Annotated in this window: 22 protein-coding genes; 10 read left to right on the top strand and 12 right to left on the bottom strand. The window is 64.5% G+C overall.

Features of this window, described 5'->3' with window-relative positions; all coding sequences use genetic code 11:
- Nucleotides 1–64 precede the first annotated feature (64 nt).
- The gene (locus tag APS40_RS19525) at nt 65–808 is read left to right on the top strand and encodes an SDR family oxidoreductase (protein ID WP_055048637.1); all 744 of its coding nucleotides are present in this window, start codon (nt 65–67) and stop codon (nt 806–808) included.
- A 49-nt stretch (nt 809–857) separates the two neighbouring features.
- Entirely contained in the window at nt 858–2,519 is a 1,662-nt protein-coding gene (locus tag APS40_RS19520) for a sulfotransferase family protein (RefSeq protein ID WP_055048636.1), read from the top strand.
- Here the strand turns inward: APS40_RS19520 and nagA are convergent.
- From nagA to APS40_RS19505, 3 genes are all read right to left on the bottom strand, one after another.
- On the bottom strand, nt 2,516–3,679 hold the full coding sequence (gene nagA / locus APS40_RS19515; RefSeq protein ID WP_055048635.1) for an N-acetylglucosamine-6-phosphate deacetylase: 1,164 nt from the start codon (nt 3,677–3,679) through the stop codon (nt 2,516–2,518). The genes APS40_RS19520 and nagA overlap by 4 nt on opposite strands.
- A gap of 121 nt (nt 3,680–3,800) precedes the next feature.
- Nucleotides 3,801–4,811: an SIS domain-containing protein gene (locus APS40_RS19510; RefSeq protein WP_082434734.1), complete on the bottom strand. Its 1,011-nt coding sequence runs from the start codon at nt 4,809–4,811 to the stop codon at nt 3,801–3,803.
- 48 nt (nt 4,812–4,859) lie between these two features.
- Nucleotides 4,860–5,633, bottom strand: coding sequence for a GntR family transcriptional regulator (locus tag APS40_RS19505; RefSeq protein ID WP_055048633.1), 774 nt, complete (start codon nt 5,631–5,633; stop codon nt 4,860–4,862).
- Nucleotides 5,634–5,909: 276 nt separating this feature from the next.
- Between APS40_RS19505 and APS40_RS19500 the strand changes: the two genes are divergently transcribed.
- On the top strand, nt 5,910–6,923 hold the full coding sequence (locus tag APS40_RS19500) for a Gfo/Idh/MocA family oxidoreductase (RefSeq protein ID WP_442855877.1): 1,014 nt from the start codon (nt 5,910–5,912) through the stop codon (nt 6,921–6,923).
- 44 nt (nt 6,924–6,967) lie between these two features.
- Here APS40_RS19500 and APS40_RS19495 read toward each other — a convergent pair whose 3' ends face one another.
- Nucleotides 6,968–7,747, bottom strand: a complete 780-nt coding sequence (locus APS40_RS19495) for a DUF4394 domain-containing protein (RefSeq protein ID WP_055048631.1) — start codon at nt 7,745–7,747, stop codon at nt 6,968–6,970.
- 166 nt (nt 7,748–7,913) lie between these two features.
- Here APS40_RS19495 and APS40_RS19490 point away from each other — a divergent pair, with 166 nt between their 5' ends.
- The 4 genes from APS40_RS19490 (at nt 7,914) to APS40_RS19475 (ending at nt 11,939) form a co-directional block, all read left to right on the top strand.
- Nucleotides 7,914–8,465, top strand: coding sequence for a sigma-70 family RNA polymerase sigma factor (locus tag APS40_RS19490; protein WP_236884138.1), 552 nt, complete (start codon nt 7,914–7,916; stop codon nt 8,463–8,465).
- On the top strand, nt 8,462–9,139 hold the full coding sequence (locus APS40_RS19485; protein WP_055048629.1) for an anti-sigma factor: 678 nt from the start codon (nt 8,462–8,464) through the stop codon (nt 9,137–9,139). The genes APS40_RS19490 and APS40_RS19485 overlap by 4 nt, the downstream gene beginning before the upstream one ends.
- A gap of 66 nt (nt 9,140–9,205) precedes the next feature.
- Complete coding sequence (locus APS40_RS19480) at nt 9,206–10,027, top strand: amidohydrolase family protein (protein ID WP_055049744.1); 822 nt, start codon at nt 9,206–9,208, stop codon at nt 10,025–10,027.
- Nucleotides 10,028–10,397: 370 nt separating this feature from the next.
- On the top strand, nt 10,398–11,939 hold the full coding sequence (locus APS40_RS19475; protein ID WP_055048628.1) for a tryptophan halogenase family protein: 1,542 nt from the start codon (nt 10,398–10,400) through the stop codon (nt 11,937–11,939).
- A 91-nt stretch (nt 11,940–12,030) separates the two neighbouring features.
- Here the strand turns inward: APS40_RS19475 and APS40_RS19470 are convergent, their stop codons facing one another.
- Nucleotides 12,031–12,423 (bottom strand): DUF3224 domain-containing protein, encoded by a 393-nt coding sequence (locus APS40_RS19470; RefSeq protein WP_055048627.1) that lies wholly within the window; start codon nt 12,421–12,423, stop codon nt 12,031–12,033.
- Nucleotides 12,424–12,504: 81 nt separating this feature from the next.
- On the opposite strand from APS40_RS19470, the gene APS40_RS19465 reads away from it, so the two are divergent.
- Genes APS40_RS19465 through APS40_RS19455 form a run of 3 tightly spaced genes read left to right on the top strand, consistent with a single transcriptional unit; the run spans nt 12,505 to nt 14,102 of the window.
- A complete protein-coding gene (locus APS40_RS19465; RefSeq protein WP_055048626.1) occupies nt 12,505–12,828 on the top strand; it encodes a hypothetical protein in 324 nt (107 codons plus the stop codon).
- A gap of 3 nt (nt 12,829–12,831) precedes the next feature.
- Entirely contained in the window at nt 12,832–13,662 is an 831-nt protein-coding gene (locus APS40_RS19460; RefSeq protein WP_055048625.1) for an AraC family transcriptional regulator, read from the top strand.
- Between the two features lie 2 nt (nt 13,663–13,664).
- Nucleotides 13,665–14,102, top strand: a complete 438-nt coding sequence (locus APS40_RS19455) for an EamA family transporter (protein ID WP_055048624.1) — start codon at nt 13,665–13,667, stop codon at nt 14,100–14,102.
- A 94-nt stretch (nt 14,103–14,196) separates the two neighbouring features.
- Here APS40_RS19455 and APS40_RS19450 read toward each other — a convergent pair whose 3' ends face one another.
- The 7 genes from APS40_RS19450 to APS40_RS19420 all read right to left on the bottom strand — a co-directional run bounded on the left by APS40_RS19450 (nt 14,197) and on the right by APS40_RS19420 (nt 23,429).
- Entirely contained in the window at nt 14,197–14,628 is a 432-nt protein-coding gene (locus APS40_RS19450) for a CBS domain-containing protein (protein WP_055048623.1), read from the bottom strand.
- 103 nt (nt 14,629–14,731) lie between these two features.
- On the bottom strand, nt 14,732–15,595 hold the full coding sequence (locus APS40_RS19445; RefSeq protein WP_055048622.1) for an aminoglycoside phosphotransferase family protein: 864 nt from the start codon (nt 15,593–15,595) through the stop codon (nt 14,732–14,734).
- Nucleotides 15,596–15,818: 223 nt separating this feature from the next.
- Entirely contained in the window at nt 15,819–17,186 is a 1,368-nt protein-coding gene (locus tag APS40_RS19440) for an alpha-glucosidase/alpha-galactosidase (RefSeq protein ID WP_055048621.1), read from the bottom strand.
- A 29-nt stretch (nt 17,187–17,215) separates the two neighbouring features.
- Complete coding sequence (locus tag APS40_RS19435; RefSeq protein WP_082434539.1) at nt 17,216–18,886, bottom strand: ABC transporter ATP-binding protein; 1,671 nt, start codon at nt 18,884–18,886, stop codon at nt 17,216–17,218.
- 9 nt (nt 18,887–18,895) lie between these two features.
- Nucleotides 18,896–20,116, bottom strand: a complete 1,221-nt coding sequence (locus tag APS40_RS19430) for an ABC transporter permease (protein WP_082434538.1) — start codon at nt 20,114–20,116, stop codon at nt 18,896–18,898.
- Nucleotides 20,113–21,126 carry an ABC transporter permease gene (locus APS40_RS19425; protein ID WP_055049741.1) on the bottom strand — a complete coding sequence of 338 codons (1,014 nt, stop codon included), beginning with the start codon at nt 21,124–21,126 and terminating at the stop codon, nt 20,113–20,115. Before APS40_RS19425 ends, APS40_RS19430 begins: the two co-directional genes overlap by 4 nt.
- 218 nt (nt 21,127–21,344) lie before the next feature.
- Entirely contained in the window at nt 21,345–23,429 is a 2,085-nt protein-coding gene (locus tag APS40_RS19420; RefSeq protein WP_055048620.1) for an ABC transporter substrate-binding protein, read from the bottom strand.
- Nucleotides 23,430–23,541: the final 112 nt, after the last annotated feature.

Raw genomic sequence — 23,541 nt, 5'->3', positions numbered from 1 at the left:
GCTGCCTTGCCTATGCCGCAAGTCCTCGTCCATATGACGGCAAACCAGGGCGGGAAAGCACAAAATGACAGACGGCAAGGTGGCGGTGGTGACCGGCGCGACCTCGGGAATCGGGCGGGCGACAGCGATCGGGCTGGGGAAAGCCGGGTATCGGGTGGCGATTCTGGGGCGGCGGGAAGCGGAACTGGCGGAGACGGCGCGGCTCAGCGGCGCCAGCTACAGCGGCGTCTGCGACGTTACCGATCCGGCAGCGGTACATCGCTACTTCACCGACCTCAAGGCGAAGCTGGGCCGCGTCGATGTGGTGTTCAACAATGCCGGCCGGTTTGCACCGCAGGCGAGTTTCGGGGACACCGACATAGCGACCTGGCAGGGCATGGTCGACGTCAACCTCAACGGCGCCTTCTATGTGGCGCGCGAGGCGTTCCGGGCGATGCGGGACCAGACGCCGCAAGGCGGCCGGATCATCAACAATGGCTCGATCTCGGCCTACGTGCCGCGGCCGGGCGCCGCGGCCTACACCGCGACCAAGCATGCCATCACCGGGCTCACGAAGGCGATCTCGCTGGACGGGCGCGCGTTCAGCATCGCCTGCGGACAGATCGACATCGGCAACACCGCGACCGACATGACGGCGAAGATGACCACCGGATCGCTGCAGGCCAACGGCACGATGGAACCCGAGCCCACTTTCGACGTGCAGCACGTGGTGGATGCGATTCTCTACATGAGCGGATTGCCGCTCGAAGCGAACGTGCAGTTCATGACGGTGATGGCAACGACGATGCCGTACATCGGCCGGGGATAGCTGCGCGACGGCGGTTCACTGTCAGTCCAAACAATTGACGAGACGCAATATGGCCGCGCTCTCCGTGCGAGACGAGATACTCCTTGCCCCGATCGCAGGGCTTCGTGACTTCGGCTCGGATGCCGAGAAATACTATAGAACCTTGGCTGCGTCCGATGATCCCGTATTGGCGGTCGGCGGAATCCTAGGGCTGATCGAAAGGGACGTCCTGCGACACACAGACCTGCCGCGTCTTCGTGAGCTTGGCAGACAAGGGGCGGTCCGACGGCGGGCCTTTAACTATTTCGCGCGCTTGGGCGACCACATCCTTGCCGAGGAGGTGGCTGCCCTGGGCCCGGACACCGTCGAGGACTTGGAAAAGGTCAGCATCGCGGCTCGGTCCCGGAACGATGTCAGCAAACAGAGAGATGTCGAGATCGCTAAGTATCTCGCCTGGGGAGAGGTTGGCATGTTGCGCAGTGCCGCAACCTTGGCCGAGTTTGTTGAGGGCTGGAGAGGGGCGATTCCGATCTTGGCGAGAGCCACTGCAGTGCGGCCGGGGGAGGTCAAGTCCTTCTCTGCGCTAGCCACGCTGTTGGAAGCTGCCGGCCGATATGATCTTCTTGAGTATTTGCTGTCGCAAGTCGCAGGCGTCGTCGAACTGGCATCGAATGCTGAATTGTTCCGAGCTGCCACCCATCTCGCCAAGGGAGAGACCGAGACATGCCTTTTCCTGCTAAAGCGGCTTGAGGATGCTGGACGTGCCCAGGACAGAGCCTTCTCCATTGGGTCGACCGGCGAGCAGTTGAGGGCGAAAGCGTATCACAAGCTGGGGCAGTTTCGCGAAGCGCACAAGAGCTACTCTACCATGAACGCGCTCGATGCGGCCGCTTTTGGCTCAACTAATTTCATCGCAGATTGCCTGGTGCGAAACTCTCAGGCCGTCCCCCACCTGACTGCGCCTAATCGACCGAACTATGTGATGATGCTTGGGTTTCCTCGGTCCGGAACGACGATGCTGGAAAACGCCTTAGCCGCGCACCCCCGCGTCGAAACGTTCGAGGAGGCACCAACCATGCACGCGGCGACCAGTTACATTGACAGGGGGAACAAGGGGCAGACCAAGTTCGAGCCCGGGAGCGTTGCACTCTACCTTGAGGGACGTGAGCGTTACTTCTCCTCGGTGGATCGCCTTAGGCAAAAGCAAGGGGCCGACGTCTACGTTGATAAGCTGCCAATCCGCTCCTTGTTCGCTCCCTTCCTGAAGCATCTGATCCCCGATCAACGCTTCATCTTCTCCGTTCGGCACCCGTACGATGTCGCACTCAGCTGTTTTCAGCAACGCTTCGGCCCAAACCCGGCGATGGCGAACTTTCTGAATCTTCGGGACACAATCCGCCTGTACGACCTCACTATGACCGAATGGTTCAAGGTGCACTCGCTGGATGACCGCCTAGTCCACTATGTGCGGTATGACGACCTCGTCACCGACTTCGAGACCGTAACACGCGGCACCCTTGCATTTCTCGGACTGGACTGGGATCCGGCGGTGCTCGAGTTTGCCGAACGAGCGGGGGAGCGAGCCAACCGAACGCCCAGCTACCAGAAGGTGCGGCAGGGATTGTCGCTCGGCGTCCAGACCTACTGGCGCAACTACGACTTCCTGTTCACGCAGGCAGAGGCAGCGCCGCTCACCAAATGGGCCAAGTTCTTCGGTTACGAGACCTTCTAAGCCGCGCCGTACACCTTCTCTCCGGCGATCCAGGTCGAGCGCACTTTCAGATCGTCGCTCAGCACGACGAAGTCGCCGCGTGCGCCCTGGGTCAGGTGGCCGCGGTCGGCTTCGGCGTGGATGGCGCGGGCGGGGTAGAGGCTCGCCATGCGCAGCGCTTCGTCGAGCGGCACGCCGATGGTCTGGTATACATAGCGGATGGCGTCGATCATCGCGAGGTCGGCGCCGGCGAGCGTGCCGTCGGCGAGCCGCAGGGCGCCATCCTTGCGGTAGACAGTGCGGCCGGTGAGCTCGAATTCGGTCCAGTCGGTGCCGGTGATCGACATGGCGTCGGAAACGAGGAAGATCTGGCCCGGGCCGCGTTTGGCCCGCAGGGCAATGCCGATCGAGGCCGGGTGGACATGGATGCCGTCGGCAATAAGGCCGGCATCGAGCCCCGGCAGATCGAGCACTGCACCGACGAGGCCGGGTTCACGGTTGCCGATCTGGCTTTGCGCGTTGAACAGGTGGGTAGCCATCGAGGCGCCGGCCTCGACGGCGGCGGCGACCTGGTCGTAAGTCGCGTCGGAGTGCCCGATGCTGACGATGATGCCTGCCGCGGCGAGGCGGGAAATCTGTTCCGGGCCAACGGTTTCGGCGGCGACGGTGATGAGCAGGGTCGGCAGCGCGCGCTTGGCGGCGAGGAGCCGCTGCAGGTCGGACTCGTCCATCGGCCGGATCAGCGCCGGATCGTGCGCGCCCTTGCGCGCGATGGACAGATGCGGCCCCTCGAGGTGAAGGCCGAGAAAGCCGGGAACGTGCTGCTCGGCAGCGGCAGCGCCGGCGGCAATCACCGCCTCGTTCTTGGGCACCGTGTCGGTGATCAGGGTTGGCAGGCTCGCGGTGCAGCCGAACTGGGCAAGGGTCGCGCAGATGGTGCGGATGGCATCGAGCGTCGGCGTGTCGTTGAGCAGCGCGCCGCCGGCGCCGTTGACCTGCAGGTCGAGAAAGCCGGGAACGATCATCGCGCCGTCCGCCGGCACGCGAATGGCATCGGTGGGCGAGTCGGCGGCGATCAGCCCCTCGACCTTGCCGTCAGCGACGACCAGCGCCATGTGGTCGTACCATTCGGCGCCATCGAAAATGCGGGCTCCGGTGAAGGCTTGTTTGTTCTGGGGCATCATAGTCTCCGAGTGCTTGGCTGCCCCTCACCCCGCGGTGAGGGCCTTAACCCTCATCCGCCTCTCCCCAAGGGGGCGAGGGGACGCTGGGGCGACGTCTTGTTCTTAACCGCAGGTCGTCTCAGATGGTCTCCGTGACCTTCTTGAGATACGGGGGCCGATCGGGATCGAAACCACGGCGGCGGCTGAGCGCTTCGACGAAGCCATAGAAGCTGACGATCAGCGCCAGTGCGTCGGTGATGGCGTGGCCGGATGCGGCAAACGGCAAGCGCTCGGCGCTGGTGGCATTGACCGAGGTGATGAAGACGCGGGCGCCCTGCCCGGCCAGCCGCTCGGCGACTTCGGCGACCGAGGCCTCGGCGGCATCGCGGGCGGCCAGCGCAAGGACCGGGAAATGGTGTTCGACGATGCGGGCCGGGCCGTGGATCACCTCGGCTGCGCTATAGGCCTCGGCATGGATGCCGCACGTCTCCTTGAACTTCAGCGCCGCCTCGTTGGCGATGGCGAGAGCCGGGCCACGACCGAGGACGTAGAGCGACTGGTGCTTGTCGAGCGCCCCCAGCAGCGGTGACCAATCGCAGTGCACTGCCTCCTCGAGGACTTCAGGAAGTGAGTCCAAGGCTGCCAGCAACGCCTTGTCCTCCAACCAGTTTCCGACGAGGCCGAGGCCGGCGACCACCGAGGCGACGAAGGTCTTGGTAGCGGCAACCGACTTCTCCTCGCCGGAACGCAGCGCGATGGTCTGGTCCGACGCCCGGGCGAGCGGCGAATCCGGCGTGTTGGTCAGCGCGAAGGTGAGCGCCCCGTTCTTTTTCGCCGAGGTGGTCATGCCGACGATGTCGGGGCTCTTGCCTGACTGCGAAATGGCGATCGCGGCGGTGCCGCTGAGCTTCAGCTCGCGGCCATAGATCGAGTAGACGGACGGCCCCACCGAGGCGACCGGCACGCCGGCCAGCAGTTCGATGGCGTATTTGAGGAACGAGGAAGCGTGGTCGGACGACCCGCGTGCAATGGTGACGATAGCGGTGGGGTCCGCGGCGCGCAGCGCCTTGCCGGCCGCCGCGAAGTCTGCCCTGCCCTCCGAAAGCAGGCGGGCGATCGCCGACGGGGTCTCTTCCACTTCCTGGCGCATGTAGCTGGCGTTGGCGGCTGTTGTCACGGCATCACTCATGGTTTGCGGTCATTTGTGGGAGGCGTCGCCAACTCTCAGTTCAGCGACAAAATCATAGGTGTCGCCGCGGTAGACCGAGCGGGTCAGTTCTACAACTTTCCCGGATGGAAGGTAGGCGACTCGTTCGATATGCAGCGCGGCTGCACCCTGGGGAATCTCGAGCAGGCGCGCGTCGTCCTCATCGAGATTGGCGGCGCGGATGCGCTGAATGGCACGGACCGGCCGGTTGCCGGATTTCTCGAGATGAGCATAGAGCGAGGCGCCGACAGCGCCCGGATCGGGAAGCGTGGCTGCCGACAGCGAAGCGCGCTCGATGGCAAGCGGCATGTCGCCGGAGAGGCGCAACCGGGCGACGCGCGCAACGCGCTCGCCGGGCGACAGACCAAGGGTTACGGTTTCCTCCGGTGAGGGATCGTAAAGTCCTCGGTCCAGCCAGATCGCGTGCACGGCCATGCCGCGGCGCGCCATGTCTTCGGTGAACGATGTCAGCTGGCTGAGCGACTGCTCGACGCGATTCTGCTGCGGCGCGACGAAGGTGCCGGAGCCGTGCCGCTGGATCAGCACACCATCGCGCACCAGGTGCTGCACCGCCTTGCGCACCGTCACCCGGGAAACCTCTACGCGCGCCGCGAGGTCGCGTTCGGACGGCAACGCATCGCCCGGCCTGATGGCGCCCCGCGCCACCGCCTCCTCGATCCAGCGCTTGAGCTGCAGATAGAGCGGGCCACCCTGCGGCAGGATGACGGCTTCGGCAGTAAACAGGGCGTTGTTGTTGCTGGTCAATCACCGGTTCCGGATGGGCTCGCCCTGCCCGACCCTACGGCCGGCGCGGAGGCGGCATCTCACGCTGCAACCATAATACCAATAAAAGACCATTGACCAAGAGATTTCTGGCCGATGCAGCAGCCCTCGTTGTGAGATCGCTCCCACAACGGCATTTTCGCGGGTGGGCTGCTCGACAAGTGGTATTTTTTTGGCATTATGCTTGCAGATACAAGCGGCAAAATCCGGGGGCGTCTCAAGGTGAGTGTTCGCGTACTTGTGGCGGGGCTCGGCAATATGGGGCGGAGCCATGCGCTGGCCTACCACCGGCACCCCGGGTTCGAGATCGTCGGGCTGGTCAACCGGCGGATGCCGAAGCTCGAGGCAGAGCTGGCCGGCTACACGGTGCGGCCGGACTACGCGGGAGCATTGCGCGAGCTAAGACCAGATCTCGTCTCGATCAACACCTATACCGATACACACGCCGACTACGCGGTGATGGCGCTGGAACAGGGCGCGCACGTTTTCGTCGAAAAGCCGCTGGCGATGACGGTGGCCGATGCCGAGCGGGTCGTCGCGGCGGCCAAAGCCAATGGCCGGAAACTCGTCGTCGGCTATATCCTGAGGCACCACCCGAGCTGGATCCGCTTCATCGATGAAGCACGCAGGCTCGGCGGCCCCTACGCGTTCCGGCTCAACCTCAACCAGCAGTCGAGCGGCGCGAACTGGCAGACCCACAAGACGCTGATGCAGACGACGTCGCCGATCGTCGACTGTGGCGTGCACTATGTCGATGTGATGTGCCAGATCACCGACGCGAGACCGGTGGAGGTCCGCGGCATGGGGGTGCGGCTTTCGGATGAGATCGCGCCCGACATGTATAATTACGGCGCGCTGCAGGTGCTGTTCGATGACGGTTCGCGCGGCTGGTACGAGGCGGCGTGGGGGCCGATGGTCTCGGAGAACGCGTTCTTCATAAAGGACGTGATGACGCCGAACGGCTCAGTGTCGATCGTCATGGAGCCGGGCGCCAGGTCCGACGATCTCGATACCCACACCCGGACCGACCAGATCCTGGTGCATCGGGCAGCGCTCACCGCCGACGGTGGGTTCGCCCAGGCCGACGAGCGCATCTCGATGCAGGGGGAGCCGCACCATGACGCGCTGTGCGCCCGCGAGCAGGACTACGTCTATCGGGCGATCGTCGAGGATATCGACCTCAGCCGGCATATGAACGATGCCGTGCAGTCGCTGAGGATCTGCATCGCCGCCGACGAGAGCATCCGCAGCGGCCTGCCGGTGAAGCTCTGACGCCTCCGGGTATGGGGCCGGCGCGAGGCCGGCCCATACGTCGTTTACATCGCGGGCAGGATGGCGATGTCGCGCACATCTCCTTCGATGGCGAGGTCCACAGTCTTGGTGGCGGCGCCGGTTTCGAGGTTGACAGTGTGCAGCGCTCCGCTGGTCGCGAGATAGGCGGTGTTCGTAAGATCGGCAGTCGCGGCTATGTCGAACGCATAGACCGTGCCGGTGACCCCAAGGGCGCCGCGCGTGGCAAGGACGCCATCATTCGGAGTGGTCTGCTGCAGCAGCCCCAGATTGGTGTCGATATCGTACATAGCGGTCTTTTCGGGATTGCCCACCGAGTTGGTGTAGGCGACCGCCACGACGCTGGCGGTCGCTGCGGCGTTGGCGTCGGCGACATCGAAGTTGAGCTTGCCGTCGACGGTGGTCATGCCATCGTCGACGTTGGCGCGCAGGTTGGTCCCATCCGAGCCGACAATGCGAAGGCGATCGGCGACGGGGTTGAAATCGACGCTCGCGGAAACCCCGGCCGGTAGCTTTTCCGACAGCGTGCTTTTCGCCGTGGCGGCACCACTCGCAAGATCGATGGTGACGACGGAGCCATCGGCGGCGACGCCGTAGAGCATCTTGTCGGCGGGGCGAACATCGATGCCGAGCAGGCTGTCGACACCGGTAACGTCCACCGAGGCGCCGGCAGCGCCGGTTTCGGTGTCGAAGCTGACGAGGGTCTTGTCGCCGACAAGGGCAACGGCCGGGGCGGCGAGAGCGGCGGCGGGCAGCGCGGCGAGGCCGATGGCGGCGATGGCGGCGAGAGAGGTGCGGGCAGTCATGGATGTCTCCTTGGCTTTTCGTCTCTTTGAGGAGCAGCGGCGGGAAGTTTCCCGGGGCTCTCACAGGGGTTACCCGCGACGAATGGCCAGTGGATGCAGCGTGCGGAAAAACTTTCGTGCGTTGCATCCGGGTGAGTGGATCGCGTGTAATCGGGGAATGGACAAGGTGAGCGACATTCGCCCAGCGGTCAGCCCGGAAACTCTGCTGGTGCGGATAGCCGAGGCGGATCGCGCGGCGCTGGCTGCGCTGTTCGAGAGCGAGGCCGGGCGGCTGCTGGCGATTGCGCGGCGGATCGTCAGGCGGAGCGATCTGGCCGAGGAAGTTGTACAGGAGACGTTCGTTGCCGTGTGGCAGCGCTCCAGACAGTTCGACCCAGCACGGGGCAGCGCGCGCGGTTGGCTCACCACGATGGTCCGCAACCGGGCCTTGAATATGCTGCGTGACGGCGGGCGGCTGGAGTTCCACGACGCCACGACACTGGAGGCCCTGAGCGGACGCGAGCAGGACGCGGTTTCGGCGTTTCAGATGCTGGCGGACAGCGAAGGGCTGAAACACTGCCTTGGGCAACTGGATGAGCCGAAGCGACGGGCCGTGCTGCTGACCTATGTGGTCGGCATGAGCAATGGCGAAGTGGCCGAGCGGCTGGCGGTGCCGCTGGGAACCGCGAAGTCGTGGATAAGGCGCAGCATTGCGACCCTGCAGGAGTGCATGCGATGAGCACCGCTTTCCATGGGCAGATCGGCGATTACGTACTTGGGATGCTGGACGGCGCTGAACTTACGGCGTTCGAGGCGGAACTCGATCGTGACCCGGCATTGGCGCAGCAGGTAGCGGCTTTGCGTAACCGGATGCAGGCGCTGGACGATACCGTGACACCGGCCCGTATACCGAGCGACTTGTGGAAGCGCATCGAGGCAAGGCTCGAACCGAGGGTGGTGCCCAGATCCGCGAGCTGGGCACAGATGCGCCAGCAGAGCTGGCTGCTGGCGGCCAGCATTGTGATCGCGGCGGGCATCGGCTTCGTCGCAGGGCAGCAGTTCGGCAGGCCGACGCAGCCGGTGGTGATAGCGGTGCTGGTGTCGGACGATGCGATACCCGGGGCGATCGTCGAAGCCTTCGCTAACAACAGCGTGCATATCGTGCCGCTGGAAGTGTTCGAGGTGCCGGCAGGCAAGGTGCTTGAGGTCTGGACGAAGCCGAACGAGGAGATCGGCGCCGTATCGCTTGGGCGATTCGCACGGTCGCAGGAGATCGTGCTGGATGGGGCGACGCTGCCGCTGCCGCAGGCGGGACAACTCTACGAGATCACTCTCGAAGACGCGCCGGGTTCCCCGACCGGCAAGCCGACGGGTCCCATCCTGGCCAAGGGTCTGGCACGATCACCTATCTAGGTACTACCCAGCCGGCGAGCGCATGCTAACATGTCAGCCGACATCCACTCCCAAGCGGCTGATTTCATGCGCATTATCGATACGCACCTGCACCTGGTCTATCCCGACAGGTTCTCCTATCCATGGCTGAGCGGCGCGCCGGCGATCAACAAGCCATGGACCGTCGAGAGCTATTGGGCCGAGGCGGCGCCGTTGGGAATTGAAGCCGCGCTCCATATGGAGGTGGACGTCGCGGAACCTCAGATGACCGAGGAGAGCGCGTTCGTGCTGGGCCTCGACCGGGTCATCGGGGCAATCGCCAACGGACGACCGGAGCATGCCAATTTCGAGCGGCACCTCGAGCGCCTGCAGGGGCTGGGGGGGGTGAAGGGCATCCGCCGTCTGCTGCAGGGCCAGCCGGCCGAACTGAGCCAGACGCAAACCTTCATCGACAATATCCGGCTGCTGCCGCGCTACGGCATGACCTTCGATATCTGCGTGAAATCGCACGAACTAATGCTGGCGCCACCGCTGATCGAGGCGTGCCCACAGACGCAGTTCGTGCTCGACCACTGCGGCAACCCCAAGATCGCCGAGCGCGAGTGGGAGAGCTGGACCACCCGGATGGAGCGGGTCGCCGAGCTGCCCAACGTGGTGTGCAAGGTTTCCGGCATCCTCGCCAATGTCGACGACAGCTGGACCGTCGACCAGCTCCGCCCCTATGTCGAGTTCGTCATCGAGACGTTCGGCTGGGATCGGGTGGTATGGGGCAGCGACCATCCGGTGGTGACGCTGTTCGCCGACCTCACCAGGTGGGTCAATGCCAGCCGGGAGATCGTCGGCAGCGCCAGCCAGGAGGAGCAGGAGAAGCTGTTCTCGATCAACGCGGAACGCGTGTACCGCCTCTAGGTATTTTGCGCCACACAGCGTGATTTGACCGACTTCCTTGCCGCATGCTTCAGTCCCCGCCGAGGGGAATATGACGCACGACAGTCGAACGTCCGTCGGCTCAAGACATCGACGCACGATACTCATCACCGCACTGATCCTGGTAGGCGTTTGTCTTTTTGCGGCAATCGCCGGATTGTCGCTGGGCATCCCCATGTCGGCGGACGACGAGCGTTGGTCCACCGAAGAATTGGCTCTGATGGGGAGATAGTCTGGGACGACGCCGGGGTGTAAGTCTCAGCGCCTTAGCTTTCCGGACTTTCCGTCGTCATTCGCCCCTTGCCGTCCTACCCCGCTTCGTCTTTCCTCCCGCTGAGGGAGGACTACCATCATGGCGAGGCAACCGCATTTCGTTATCGTGGGGGGCGGGACCGCGGGGTGGATTGCGGCCTTCATCATCCGGGATTCAATCAGGCGGCTGAAGCTCGACGCGAAGCTGAGCGTGGTTGAATCGTCGAAGATCCCGACCGTCGGCGTGGGCGAAGCGACCACCGCTGCGTTCCACGTCTTCCTCACGCATTTCGGCATCGACATCTTCGAGTTCTTCAGGAAGACCGAGGCCACCTACAAGCTCGGCATCCGGCACGAAGACTGGCGCCGCAAGGGCTACACCTATTACGGGCCGATCGACGACCCGCATGCGGTGGTGCGACCGCCGGCGGGAGCGCCATCGGACTATCTCAACGTCTATGCGGTGTCGGTGAACGAACCGGTGCAGGACATGCACCTGTTCGGGCCGCTGCTGAAGCAGAAGAAGGCGCCGTGGGCGCAGAAGCCCGATGGATCGCTGATCCCCCTGGGACCGTTCCTGCCGGCCTACCATTTCGACCAGTCGCTGGTCGGCAAGTTCCTCAAGGAGAAATCCAGCGGCGTCGAGATCGTCGACAACGTGCTCACCGGGGTGGAGCGCGATGGCGGGACGGGTGAGGTCACGGCACTGGTGTTCGAGGACGGCCAGAAGCTCGAAGGCGATTTCTTCATCGACGCTACAGGGTTCAGGAAACGGCTGATCGTCGGCGAGATGCAGGCCCCGTGGATATCGTACCAGCATGAGCTGCCGGTCAACCGCGCGCTGCCGTTCTGGCTGCCGGTGGAGCCGGGCGAGGAGATCGCGAACTATACCCGCGCCTGGGCGCAGGAAGCGGGCTGGATGTGGCAGATCCCGACGCAATACCGCTATGGCTGCGGCTATGTATACTCGGACGAATTTCGGACGCCGGACGAGGCGCATGCCGAGGTCGAGCGCGTCCTGGGCCGCAAGATCGAAGTGCGCGGCGACATCCAGTTCAAGATCGGGCGGCTGGAAAAGGCCTGGATCAACAACGTCGTCGCCGTGGGGCTGAGCTCGAGCTTCCTCGAGCCGCTGGAATCGACATCAATCCACGGCACGATCGTGCAGATGATGATGTTCGCCGGGCAGTACCTGCGCGATCCCCCGCAGATGAACCAGGCGCTGCGAGACGACTATAACCGGCGGGTGGGACGCCAGGTCGACGACTTCCGCACCTTCGTCAACACCCACTACATGACCGAGCGGGACGACACGCCGTTCTGGCGCGAGGTGCGGGCGCACCGGATTCACCCCGAGACGAAAGAGCGGCTCACGCGCTGGAAGACCGAGATGCCGCGGCGCGAACATTTTCCGGACTACCTGTTCGGGCTGCCGCACGTCGAGACGCAGTTGCACTACCCGGTGCTGGATGGATTGGGCCTGCTCGACCCGGCAGTGGCGAAGGCTGAGATGGCACGAGATCCCAAGCTCAGGAAGTTCGCGCGCGAGACTCATACGGGGCTCGTGAAGGAATACAAGCAGGCGGCGCAGAAGGCGCTGGGGCATGCGGCGTTTCTGGAGGTGGTGCGCGGGATGGGGTGAGCGGGCACCGGCCCCTCAAACGGCATTAGGCAGTCGGCAGTAGGCAGTAGGCCACGACTGCCGATTGCCGACTTACGACTGCCTGTGTACTTCAGCCAAGCTCGTAACTGAGTTCGTAATGCACCGTCTTGTCGTGCTCGGCGGCATAGCTGCCCTGCCCGGCGATGCCCTGCAGTTCCCCGGTGCCGGAGCCGTCGACGATCTGCCATTTGCTGGCGGCGACGCCGTTGGTCCAATCGCCGACTTCGTAGATGATGAACTGTCCGGCCTTGCCGTCGAGCGTGCCGTTCAGCACCAGGTAGCCGGAATAGTGGCAGGTTTCGGCGGTCGGGTACTGCATGAGGTAACGCCCCGGGCCCGTGGCCTCGATGGCGCCATGCATGACGATGTCGATCCTGGCTTCGGTCGATTTCAGCGGCGCGGCTTCGTGGTAGGGTTGTTCGTCCCAGTTGTTGTGCAGAATCGTGCCTTTGGCGGTCTTCATGGGGTTCTCCTTGCTTGGGTGGGGAAGCTAGCGAAGACCGGGCACCCATAATTGTAGTTTCGCGACAGAGGAGAGTGGCGGATGATCCTGCGCCAATGGACGGCCCGTATCCGCACAGCGGACGAAGCGCGCTACGTCGCCTATATCGAGGAGACCGGAGCCGCCCACTACGCAGCGACGGAGGGCAACCTGGGCTTCCAGATTCTGACCGGTGCCGAACCCGGCGGGATCAGCACCATCACGACTTTGAGCTGGTGGACCGATATCGAGGCGGTAAAGCGCTTCGCCGGCGAGGACTACCAACGCGCGCAATACTATCCGGAAGACGACGCATTCCTGGTGGAGCGGACGGAATTCGTGCAGCACCATATGGTGCGAACCTCGCAGATGAGGGGCGTGATCTGAGGCATGCGGCAGGGCGACCCGAAGCCGATCGATCCCAGCAAGAAGCCGGCGCGCGGGCTGCTGCACAAGCGGGTCAGCTTCGAGCATTTCGAGCTGACCCGGTTCGAACCGTCCGACGATCTCGCCGGCTGGGTCGAGCATCACTGGATGGTGCTCTACGATCTCGGGGATCGGCCGCCCTATACCCAGCGCAACCTCAGCCACCCGAACCAGCACGTGGTGATCGACTCGCGCGGCGAGACCGGCATTTTCGGAGCCGCGACCGGAGTGTTCGAGACGACGCTGAGCGGCTCGGGCCGGGTGTTCGCGACAAAGTTCTGGCCGGGCGCCTTCCGCCCGTTCTTCGGGCGGGCAGTGAGCGCCCTGAGCGACACCTGGCTGCCGGTAGAGACGGTGTTCTCGCGCACCTCCGAGAGTCTTCAGAGCGAGTTCAGCAGGCTCAACGATCCTGTCGGAATGGCAGAGCGAATGGAGGATCTGGTTCGCGCCCAGCTACCGAAGGCCGATGAGAAGGCAGGGCTGGCAAGGCGGATCGTGCGGTTCGCGGAAACGAACCTCGAACTGGTGTCTGCCGGGGAACTGGCTGGAGTCTTCGGTCTGGGGCTCAGGGCGCTGCAGCGGCTGTTCGACGATTACGTCGGAGTATCGCCCAAATGGGTCATCGATCGCTACCGCATGCTGGAAGCGGTGGAGAGCCTCAACGCCGGTGGACCGGAAACATTGACGGCGCTGGCGCATCGGCTGGGCTATTTCGACCAGGCGGCGTTCAACCATGCGTTCGAGAAGCTGACCGGCGCGGCCCCGGGCACATTCGTCGCCAGACAGGAAGGATGATCATGACTTCGCCACTCGACAGCTGGCTGTTCTGGGCGTTGCTTTCGGCGGTTTTCGCGGCGATGACCGCGATCTTCGCCAAGATCGGCATCGAGAACATCGACAGCGACTTCGCGACGCTGATCCGCACCGGGGTGATCGTCGTCGTGCTGACCGGCATCGTCCTGGCGCTTGGGAAGTTCCAGCCGCTCGCTACGATCTCAGGCAAGACCTGGGTGTTCCTGGTGCTGTCCGGCTTGGCGACCGGGGCATCATGGCTCGCCTACTTCAGGGCGCTGAAGTTAGGCCAGGCGGCCGAGGTGGCGCCGATCGACAAGCTCAGCGTCGTGCTGGTGGCGATCTTCGGGGTGCTGTTCCTGGGCGAAAAGCTCACGGTACAGAGCTGGATCGGCGTGGGGTTGATCGCGCTGGGGGCGGTGACGTTGGCCTGGAAGATTTAGGCAGGCCATGGGGGACTGAGCGCGGGGCCACCCCCACTCCCTGGTCCCTCCTCACAAGGGGGGGTGGGGGCGATCGCAGCCACCGGCCCTGCGATTAGTGCTGGCTGTGCATGCCGCCGGGTTCGGAGATTTCCTGCAACGCATGGGCGCTCTCGCGGCCCGAGTCGGCGAGCGCCACGTCACCGAGCGAGATCATGCCGACGAGGCGTTTCTCGCGGTTGAGAACGGGCAGCCGGCGGATCTTGAACTCCGCCATGTGGTCGGAGACGTCGGAGAGTTCCTCATCCTCGAAGCACCAGCGCGGGCTGGAGCTCATCACCTGGCGGACGCGGGTTTCAGGGCCCATGCCCTCCGCCACCGCGCGGATGCAGATGTCGCGATCGGTGATCATGCCGACGAGGCGGTCGTTCTCTCCAACCGGCATCGCACCGGCGTCGATCTCGCGCATGGTGCGCGCGACGGAGCGGATGGTGTCATCGGGCGAGCAGATCTCGACGTCGGTGCTCATGCATTCGCTGACTTTCATGGCCGTTCTCCCTGTTGCAGGGCGGCAAGGGGTCGCCGCCCCTGAAGAGGGAAAATGCAGGAGCGGGTCGAGAGTTCAGCCCTCGAGGTGAAACAGATTTCCCTCAGGCAGCGTCATAGGCGCCGAGCAGCAACGGCAGGATGCTGATCTGCTGCGTCACCGGATTGCCGTCCTCGATGTCCCAGGCAGCGCTGAGTGCGGCATGCGCCGAGGCCCAGGCCAGGAGGTGCCGCCGCGCGATCCCGGTGCGGGCGGCGATAGCGTGGGAATGGCGCAACACACGAGGCGCACTGACGACGAAATCGTCGCCCTCCTCAGGGTTGAGGAAGCTGTTGGCATAGTCGTACGCGGGGTCGCCCAAGAGGCCCTTGGGGTCGATCGCGACCCAGCCGCGACTGCCATGAGCGATGTTGTCGTGATGGACGTCGCCATGCAGCGGAATGGACTGCATCGGGCGATCGAACAGGTTGTAAGCAATGCCCGTAGCGCGGCCGACCAGGTCCCGCGCCTGGCGCGGCCAGGCAGCGGCGCCGACCCGGAACAAGGCCTCGAAGCGCTCGCGCAAGGGCGTCAGGCTGGGCGGTGGCGCCGCGTCGCGCGGCGCGTGGAGTTTCTGCACGGTGTCGCAGAGGATCTCGGTCGCCTCCGCGTCGCGCCCGGCGCGCGCGACGTCACCCAGTGTCTCGCCCTCGGCGAGTTCCATCAGCACGGCGTCACGGGCGAGACCATGGATGGCGACGGCGCCATGGCCGGCATACCAGACCAGCAGGCTGCCGCCGTTGCGCTCGTCGTCGCCGGCGCCAGGCTTCAACAGCTTCAACACGGCGGGCGGCTGGCCGGTGCGCTCGACGCGGTAGACGAAGCTGGTGGCGGTCTCGACGAGCAGCGTCGGACGGGTCAGCGACCAGCGCGCCAGGGCGCGGCTGAGCATGGTGGCGTCGGGGGTGGGGTTGAGCAGCGTAGCCATGGCTCCCCTTAGCCGAGAAGGGTAAAAAAGAAACCCCGCGGGATGCCGCGGGGGCAGGTGAGGGAGAGTTGATTACCGCGGCAGACGGCCCCCTCCCGGCCTCCCCCATGAAGGGGGAGGTGAAGAGTCGAGGCCCTGCCTTCGATTGTGCCCAATGAACCGACGGGGCACCTCCCCCTTCATGGGGGAGGATGGGAGGGGGCCGTCTCTATCAATACGTCCCTTACGCCACGCGCTGCTGCTTGGCCGGGCGGGCCCAGGCCGGGATCCAGTCGCCGTGGGCGGCGAGCAGGTCGTCGGTGAGGTTCCAGATCTGCTCGAGATCAAGCTCGGCAGCGGTGTGCGGATCCATCATCGCGGCGTGGTAGATGTGCTCCTTGTTCTCGGTCATCAGCGCCGCGACGGTCAGTTCCTGCACGTTGATGTTGGTGCGGATCAGCGCCGTCAGTTGCGGCGGCAGGTCGCCGATATAGGTCGGCTGGATGCCCGAGGCGTCGACGAGGCACGGCACCTCGACGGCGGCGTTGAACGGCAGGTTGGTGATGACACCGTTGTTGCGGACGTTGCCGTAGATGACGCCGGGCTCACCGGTCCACACCGAATTGACGATCTCGGAGGCGTATTCCTTACTCTGCTTGACCTCGATGGTGTTGGCCTTGCGGTACTCCTCGGACGTGCTCTTCCACTTCTGGATCTGCTCGACGCAGCGCTTGGGATACTCGTCCAGCGGGATGCCGAACTTCTCGATGATGTCCTCGCGCCCTTCCTTAATGAAGTACGGGGTGTACTCGGCGAAGTGCTCGGAGCTCTCGGTGACGAAATAGCCGAGACGGGTCAGCATCTCGTAGCGCACCTTGTTGGGGCAGCGCGGGTTCCAGGTTGGCTTGGGCGCCCTGCCCTCGCGGTAGGCGCGGACCAGATCGGGGTAGAGGTCGCGATACGAGCCGTCGGGCTGGCGATGCTCGAACTTGAGATAGAAGGCCATGTGGTTGATGCCGGCCGAGCGGTAGCGGATCTCGGTGTATGGGATGTCGAGATCGTGGGCCAGTTCCATGGCGGTGCCCTGCACCGAGTGGCAGAGCCCGACCTGCTTGATCGTCGGGTACTTCTCAGCGATGGCCCAGGTATTGATGGCCATCGGGTTGACGTATTGCAGCATCACCGCCTCGGGGGCGACTTCCAGCATGTCCTCGCAGATCGACCACAGGTGCGGCACGGTGCGCAGGCCGCGCATGATGCCGCCGACGCCGAGGGTATCGGCGATGGTCTGGCGCAGGTTGTACTTCTTGGGCACCTCGAAATCGACGACGGTCGACGGCTCGTAACCGCCGATCTGGAAGCAGACGACGACGAAGTTGGTGCCGTCCAGCGCCTCGCGCTGGTTCGAGAAGGTCTTCACCGTGGCCGGAACGCCGAGGGTGTTCACCAGCTTGCCGGCGATGATGGCGCTCTCTTCGAGGCGCTGCGGGTTGATGTCCATCAGGCGGATCTCGGCGCCGGTCAGCGCCTCGCGCTGCAGGATGTCGCCGACGATGTTCTTCATGAACACGGACGAGCCGGCGCCGATGAAGGTGATCTTGGGGTTGGCCATAAAGTGTCTCCGTAGGACGTTCGGGCCGGCTAGGCCGCGATTTCGAAGGCGGCCCGGACGAGCCGCGATGTGTATTCGGTCTTGGGGTTCTCCAGAACCTCGTTGACCGGCCCCTGTTCGACGATCTTGCCGTATTGCATGACCATCACCCGGTGGCAGAGGGCTTTGACGACCTTGAGGTCGTGCGAAATAAACAGATAGCTCAGGCCCTTCTCGGCCTGGAGCTTGCGCAGCAGCTCGATGATCTGGGCCTGCACCGACAGATCGAGCGCCGAGGTCGGCTCGTCGAGCAGGATGAACTCAGGCTCGAGCGCGATGGCGCGGGCAATGGCGAGGCGCTGGCGCTGCCCGCCCGAGAACTCGTGCGGGAAGCGGTTGAGGATGGTGTCGGGCAGTCCCGCATCACGCAGGGCCTGGCGCACCCGCTCGACGCGCTCGCGCGACGTGGCGCCGAGGCCATTGACGATCAGGCCCTCCTCGATGATCTGGCGCACGCTCATGCGCGGGTTCAGCGAGGCGAAGGGATCCTGGAAAACGATCTGCATGCGGCTGCGCAGCGGACGCATGGCTTTGCGATCCTTGGTGTCGATACGCTCGCCGTCGAACAGGATCTCGCCGCCCTGGTTGCCGATGAGGCGGATCAGCGCCTGGCCGAAAGTGGTCTTCCCCGAACCGGACTCTCCCACCAGACCCAGGGTCTCGTGCTTCTTGAGGTTGAGCGACAACTTGTCGACCGCCACCAGTTCGAAGAAATCGGGGTTGAAGAAGCCGCCGCGCTTCAAGGTGAAGGCGACTTTCACATCCTTGCCCTCGAGCACGGTCGGCGAGTCCTCAGCGATCGGGACCGCGGCGCCTTTCGGCTCGGAGGCCAGTAAATGCCGGGTGTAGGCGTGCCGTGGGTTGGTGAACAGCGCCTCGGTGGTGTTGTGCTCCTGCACGCGGCCGTTCTGCATGACGTAGACGTAGTCGGAGAACTGCCGAACGATGGTCAGGTCATGGGTGATGAGGATCACCGCCATGCCGTATTTCGACTTCAGGTCCTTGATCAGGTTGAGGATCTGGGCCTGCACGGTCACGTCGAGCGCCGTGGTGGGCTCGTCGGCGATCAGTACGTCGGGCCGGTTGGCAAGCGCCATGGCGATCATCACGCGCTGGCGCTGACCGCCGGACATCTGGTGCGGGTACTGCCTGAGGCGCGCCGCGGGCTCGGGGATCTGCACGTCTTCGAGCAGTTGCTGGGCCCGCTTCATCGCCTCGGCACGACCGATGCGATTGTGCAGTTGCAGGATCTCGCAGAGCTGAGCCCCGACGGTGTAGATCGGGTTCAGCGAGCTCATCGGCTCCTGGAAGATCATCGAGATGTCGTTGCCGCGAAGTTTGCGCATGCCGGCATCGGGGAGCTTCAGGATCTCCTTGTCGCCCAGCGTGATGCGGGATTTGCCACTGATCGTTGCGCGCTTGGTGAGCAGCCGCATCACCGTGCGGGCGGTGACCGATTTGCCCGAGCCGCTCTCGCCGACCAGCGCGATGGTCTCGCCCTTGTGGAGCTGGAACGAGACATCGCGCACGGCATTGACGATGCCGCCTTCGACCTTGAAATCGACTGCGATGTTGCGGGCGTCGAGGATCAGCTCGCGGCCGTGGCTGCCCAGGTCGTGCCGCTCGGGCGGCGAGAGATCGTTGGTATCGATGGGGCTCATCGCTTCATCTCAGTAGGGGTCGATCGCGTCGCGGAGCCCGTCGCCCAGCGCATTGAAGGCGAAGACGGTGATCAGCACGAAGACGACGGGTGACAGGATCCAGGGATAGGAACCGATCACCGAGAAGGTGCCGGTATCCTGCAGCATCAGGCCCCAGGAGATCAGCGGCGGCTTCACCGCAAAGCCCAGATAGCCGAGGAAGCTCTCGAGCAGCACCACGCTGGGGATGGCGATGGTCACGGCGACAATCAGGTGGCTCGAGACGTTGGGCAGGATGTGCCTCAGGATGATGCGCCAGTCGGACGAGCCGACCGCGATGGCCGCCCGCACATAGTCGATGCGGGCCAGCGCCAGGGTCTTGGAGCGGACTTCGCGGGCCAGTTGGGCCCAGCCAAGCGCCGCCATGACGCCGATGACGAAGGCGATGAAGACGTTCGAGGGCGCCGTGACCGGGATCAAGGAGGTGAGGGCGAGATAGAGCGGCAATTGCGGGAAAGCGAGCACCAGATCGACGAAGCGCTGCACCCACGCATCGAGCCGGCCGCCAAGATAGCCGGAGGCGATACCGATCAGGGTGCCGAGCACCGTGGTCAGCGTCACCACAGCGAGCGCGATGGTCAGCGAAATCTGCGAGCCGACGATGCCGCGCGACAGGATATCGCGACCGAACTTGTCGGTGCCGAGGAAGTGAATCGGGCGGCCATCGACCGAGCCGAAGAAGTGGATATCGGCCGGGATCAGGCCCAGCAGGTTGTAGCGATGGCCCTTGACGAAGAAGCCGAGCGCGGTGGGGTTGGTCTTGTCGGGTCCGGTGACGGGCTGGAAGGTGACCGGGTCGAATTCGCCGGTCTCGACGATCGGATAGATGTAGGGGATCAGGCTGAAGCTGCCGTCCGGAGCGCTGAACTCGACGTGGTCAGGCGGTGCGAAGCCGATCTCGGCGCGCTTGGGGTCCATCGGCGCGAAGAAATCGCCGAAGATGGCCATGAGGATCAGCGCCACGGTGAGCACCAGGCCGATCATCCCCATGGTCGAGCGGCGGAAGCGCCGCCAGACCAGAGTGGCGTAAGACTCGTTGCCGTGGGCGAAGCGCCCGACGACCACCGGCTGGCCGTCGGCCGCCGGGTCGGCGGGCGCGAGCTGGTGCTCGGCAGGGGTCGCGAGCTCGGCCGGCCTGTCGACGCCGGTTTCGGTGGTGCTGAGGGTGGGTTTGTCTGCGATGGTGCTCATTCGCGGTTCTCCCCGCCAAGACGGACGCGCGGATCGACCGCGGCGAGCAGCAGGTCGGCGATGATGTTGCCGATGATCAGCGTCGCGGCCAAGACCAGGACGAATGTCGCGGTGACGTACACGTCGCCCACCGCCATGGAGCCGACGATGGCCGGGCCGACCGTCGCGAGACCGAAGACGATCGCCACCTCGATCTCGCCGGTGAGCATGTAGGGCAAGGCCACGCCCTGATAGGCGATGAGCGGGTGCAGCGCGTTGGGCACGGCATGCCGCATGATCACGGCCCCCTCGGACAGTCCCTTGGCGCGCGCCGTCTCGACATACTGGGCGTTCAGCACGTCGAGCAGGTTTCCGCGCATGACGCGCATGTTGTAGGCGAGCCCGCCGAAGGTGGCGATGAACACCACCGGCCAGACATGGCTGATCAGGTCGACGAACTTGTCCCAACTCCATGGGGCGCCGCCATACTTGGACGAGAAGAAGCTGCCGATCTCCTGCACGTTCAGCTTGAAGGCGAGGATGTAGATGATGATCAGCGCCAGAAGGAAGCGCGGCACGGTCATGCCGAGGAAGGAGATGACGCCAAAGGCGGTATCGATCCAGCTATATTGTCGAGTGGCGGCGATGATGCCCATGCCGATGCCGATGACCGAAGCAAAGAAATGGCAGGTCAGCGCCAAGAGCACGGTACGCGGCAGGCGCTCGGCCACCACGTCGCCGACGGGCTTGTTGTAGTAGAGCGAGTGACCGAAATCGAAGCGGGTGACGATCCCCACCATCCAGTTGACGTACTGCACCGGCAGCGGCTCGTTGAGCCCGTTCTGCTCGCGATAGATCGCGGCCTGCTTCTCGGCTTCCTCGATGGTCGCCCCGCCCTGGTTGATCAGCATCGACCGGATGTAGTCGCCATAGTCGCCCGGAGGGGCCTGGATGATGGCAAAGGTGACGACGCTGAGAACCAGCAGGACCGGCAGGGCCGCCAGAACGCGCATCACCAGAAAGCGCAGCAGGTGCATTTTCGTTCGGACCTCTCGATTGGGGCACGACATCGCCCCAACGTCCCTCTCCCTTGGGGAGAGGATCAGAATGAGGATGAGGGGGCGCTGCCGCGAACTCGGCGGTGGGAGGAAGGTCCCCTCACCCGCTTCCTGGTCGGCGTCACAGCCAGTCCCTCAGTTGGGTGGCAAGGGGGCCGGAGCCCCCTTGCCCGGATTCCGTCAGGTCGGGATCAGAGTTTCACCGGCCCGGCAGAGCCCGGCTCACCCGGGAGGGTGTCGGGGTGCAGTTCATAGCTCTGCTGCTTGTCGGCAGGCACATAGACGCGTTCGCGGATGATGTTGTCCTCGGCCCAGTTGAACATGAAGATCGGGGCACCGGCCGGGATGTTGGCGAAGCGCTTGTTGATGATGAGCGCACCCGGGTACTGGGTGAGGCCGATGCCGAACAGATGCTCGGTATAGAGCTTCTGGTAGGTCTTCATCAGCTCGGTGCGCTTGGCGGCATCATCAGTGGCGATGAACGCATTGACGGTGTCCACCATCTCCTGCTCGAAGGGCAGCAGGTCCATGGTGCCGTCGGTGCCGGCTCGGTGCGAGTTGCTGATCTGCGGGCCGGTGGGAGCCAGAGCGACGGTGTTCTGCACCACCGCGATCAGTTCGGCACCGTTACGCGCCACACGCCAGTCGAACTTGCCCGACTGCTCCGTCGCGTCACGCTGGGTGCCGGTCAGGAAGTTGGCAATAACCCGGATCCCCAGCGGCTCCATCATGGCGATGACGCCTTCGGCCAGGTTCTTGTCGGTCTGGTAGTCGGCATTGGCGAGCAGCGTGATCTCGACGTCGGCGCCGCCGGCAGTACCCGCCGGGAAGTTCAGCACGCCGTTGCCGTCGGTGTCCTTGAGGCCGACCTTTTCCAGCAGCGCCTTGGCGTCATCGAGCGAGTACGGATAGTACACGGTCGAATCCTTGTCGTAGTAGGTGGTGCCGGCGTAGAGGCCGCCCGGATAGATGGCGGTGAACGGGCCCTTCACCAGTGCCTCGCCCAGCCGCTGACGATCGAGCGCGTAGCTGATGGCCTTGCGGAAATCCTCGTTGCGGTTCAACTCGCGAACGGCCTGACCGCGGGCATCGGGTTCGCCCCAGCCGTTGCCGGAGAGGTTCGGGTAGAGGGTGTAGCCGATGGTGCGGGCACCGAACTGCAGGCGAGCCGGCGCGTTGGGGTCGGCGGAGCGCTTCAGCGCCTCGACATAGCTTTCGGCCTGTTCGAGGTTGGAGAAATCGCCCGTGCCAGCCACTGCCTGCACGTCGCGGTCGGCCCAGGTCGAGAGCCGGTAGTGCACCTCGTTGAGGTAGGGCAGCTGGTTACCGGCGTCGTCGACTTTCCAGTAGTAGGGGTTGCGGCGCATCACCACGATGTCGTCCGGCCGATATTCGACCGGCACCCAGGCGCCCATCACCGGGATGTTCATGTACTCGGGCTTGATGGCGTTCTTGTACTGGTCGTAGGTGTTGGACGAGTACTTCGGATGCAGCGGCTTGAAGATGTGCGCCGGGCCCGGACAGAAGGTGCCATAGGCCATCTGATAGATGTACTGGCGCGGGAAGGCGTCCTTGAAGGTCCACACGATGGTGTAGTCGTCGACCGCTTCGAGCGTGGTGCCGACCCCGAAGGTCTCGGGCGAGGCGCCGTTGAGCGGCGATACGTTGGGATCGAGCACGTTGTCCTGCCAGAAGAACATCACGTCCTCTGAGGTGAACGGCACGCCGTCCGACCACTTGGCGCCCTCGATCAGGTGCATGGTCAGCTTGTGGCCGTCCTCGGACCATTCCCAGCTCTTGGCCAGGTTCGGCATCGGCGCCAGTTCCTCGGCCTTGATCTCGAATAGCGGACCGGTGCGGGTCAGACACTCCATGGTGCCGATATCGATACCGCCCCAGCCCTGCGACTGGCCGGCCATGTAGTTCCAGCCTTCGGGCCGGCCGCCGATGACGTGGCGCATCACATCGCCATAGACGCCGATGCCGTCGGGCATGTTCGAGGCCTTGAAGACCAGCGGCTCCTTGGGCAGGCGATCCTTGAGGGGCGGCAGCTTGCCGGCATCCTCGAAAGCCTTGACATAGTCGGGCTCGTGATACTCGGGCAGCGCCTTGTACTCGTAGATGTCGGAAATGCCGACAAAGTTCGGGGTGCCCTGGGCATCGAACTTCGGCGGTTCGGGCGGCGTGGTGGGCGCGACCGTCTGGGCCTGCGCGGCCAGCAGTGAAACGCCAAGCAGAAGGCTTGCCCCGCCAAGGGCAAATAGGTGTTTACGCATGTTTCCTCCCTAGGCTCGAGACCGGCGCGACACGCACCAGACGGCAGGCCTCCAACCCGCCGCCTCTTGTCCCAGCCGCAAAAGGGTAGACCTTGCCAACGCCGGGACAATC

It is taken from the genome of Devosia sp. A16 (genome assembly GCF_001402915.1).
Lineage (GTDB): Bacteria > Pseudomonadota > Alphaproteobacteria > Rhizobiales > Devosiaceae > Devosia_A.
Note: the sequence above shows the minus strand (reverse complement) of the source record. Positions and strands in the feature narration are given on the sequence as shown.

What these genes read in the sequence shown, in the direction of transcription:
- APS40_RS19525 (WP_055048637.1), top strand. Translation starts at nt 65, where the DNA reads ATGACAGACGGCAAGGTGGCGGTGGTGACCGGCGCGACCTCGGGAATC.
- APS40_RS19520 (WP_055048636.1), top strand. Translation starts at nt 858, where the DNA reads ATGGCCGCGCTCTCCGTGCGAGACGAGATACTCCTTGCCCCGATCGCA.
- nagA (WP_055048635.1), bottom strand. Translation starts at nt 3,679, where the DNA reads ATGCCCCAGAACAAACAAGCCTTCACCGGAGCCCGCATTTTCGATGGC.
- APS40_RS19510 (WP_082434734.1), bottom strand. Translation starts at nt 4,811, where the DNA reads ATGCGCCAGGAAGTGGAAGAGACCCCGTCGGCGATCGCCCGCCTGCTT.
- APS40_RS19500 (WP_442855877.1), top strand. Translation starts at nt 5,910, where the DNA reads ATGGGGCGGAGCCATGCGCTGGCCTACCACCGGCACCCCGGGTTCGAG.
- APS40_RS19495 (WP_055048631.1), bottom strand. Translation starts at nt 7,747, where the DNA reads ATGACTGCCCGCACCTCTCTCGCCGCCATCGCCGCCATCGGCCTCGCC.
- APS40_RS19485 (WP_055048629.1), top strand. Translation starts at nt 8,462, where the DNA reads ATGAGCACCGCTTTCCATGGGCAGATCGGCGATTACGTACTTGGGATG.
- APS40_RS19480 (WP_055049744.1), top strand. Translation starts at nt 9,206, where the DNA reads ATGCGCATTATCGATACGCACCTGCACCTGGTCTATCCCGACAGGTTC.
- APS40_RS19475 (WP_055048628.1), top strand. Translation starts at nt 10,398, where the DNA reads ATGGCGAGGCAACCGCATTTCGTTATCGTGGGGGGCGGGACCGCGGGG.
- APS40_RS19470 (WP_055048627.1), bottom strand. Translation starts at nt 12,423, where the DNA reads ATGAAGACCGCCAAAGGCACGATTCTGCACAACAACTGGGACGAACAA.
- APS40_RS19465 (WP_055048626.1), top strand. Translation starts at nt 12,505, where the DNA reads ATGATCCTGCGCCAATGGACGGCCCGTATCCGCACAGCGGACGAAGCG.
- APS40_RS19460 (WP_055048625.1), top strand. Translation starts at nt 12,832, where the DNA reads ATGCGGCAGGGCGACCCGAAGCCGATCGATCCCAGCAAGAAGCCGGCG.
- APS40_RS19455 (WP_055048624.1), top strand. Translation starts at nt 13,665, where the DNA reads ATGACTTCGCCACTCGACAGCTGGCTGTTCTGGGCGTTGCTTTCGGCG.
- APS40_RS19450 (WP_055048623.1), bottom strand. Translation starts at nt 14,628, where the DNA reads ATGAAAGTCAGCGAATGCATGAGCACCGACGTCGAGATCTGCTCGCCC.
- APS40_RS19445 (WP_055048622.1), bottom strand. Translation starts at nt 15,595, where the DNA reads ATGGCTACGCTGCTCAACCCCACCCCCGACGCCACCATGCTCAGCCGC.
- APS40_RS19440 (WP_055048621.1), bottom strand. Translation starts at nt 17,186, where the DNA reads ATGGCCAACCCCAAGATCACCTTCATCGGCGCCGGCTCGTCCGTGTTC.
- APS40_RS19435 (WP_082434539.1), bottom strand. Translation starts at nt 18,886, where the DNA reads ATGAGCCCCATCGATACCAACGATCTCTCGCCGCCCGAGCGGCACGAC.
- APS40_RS19430 (WP_082434538.1), bottom strand. Translation starts at nt 20,116, where the DNA reads ATGAGCACCATCGCAGACAAACCCACCCTCAGCACCACCGAAACCGGC.
- APS40_RS19420 (WP_055048620.1), bottom strand. Translation starts at nt 23,429, where the DNA reads ATGCGTAAACACCTATTTGCCCTTGGCGGGGCAAGCCTTCTGCTTGGC.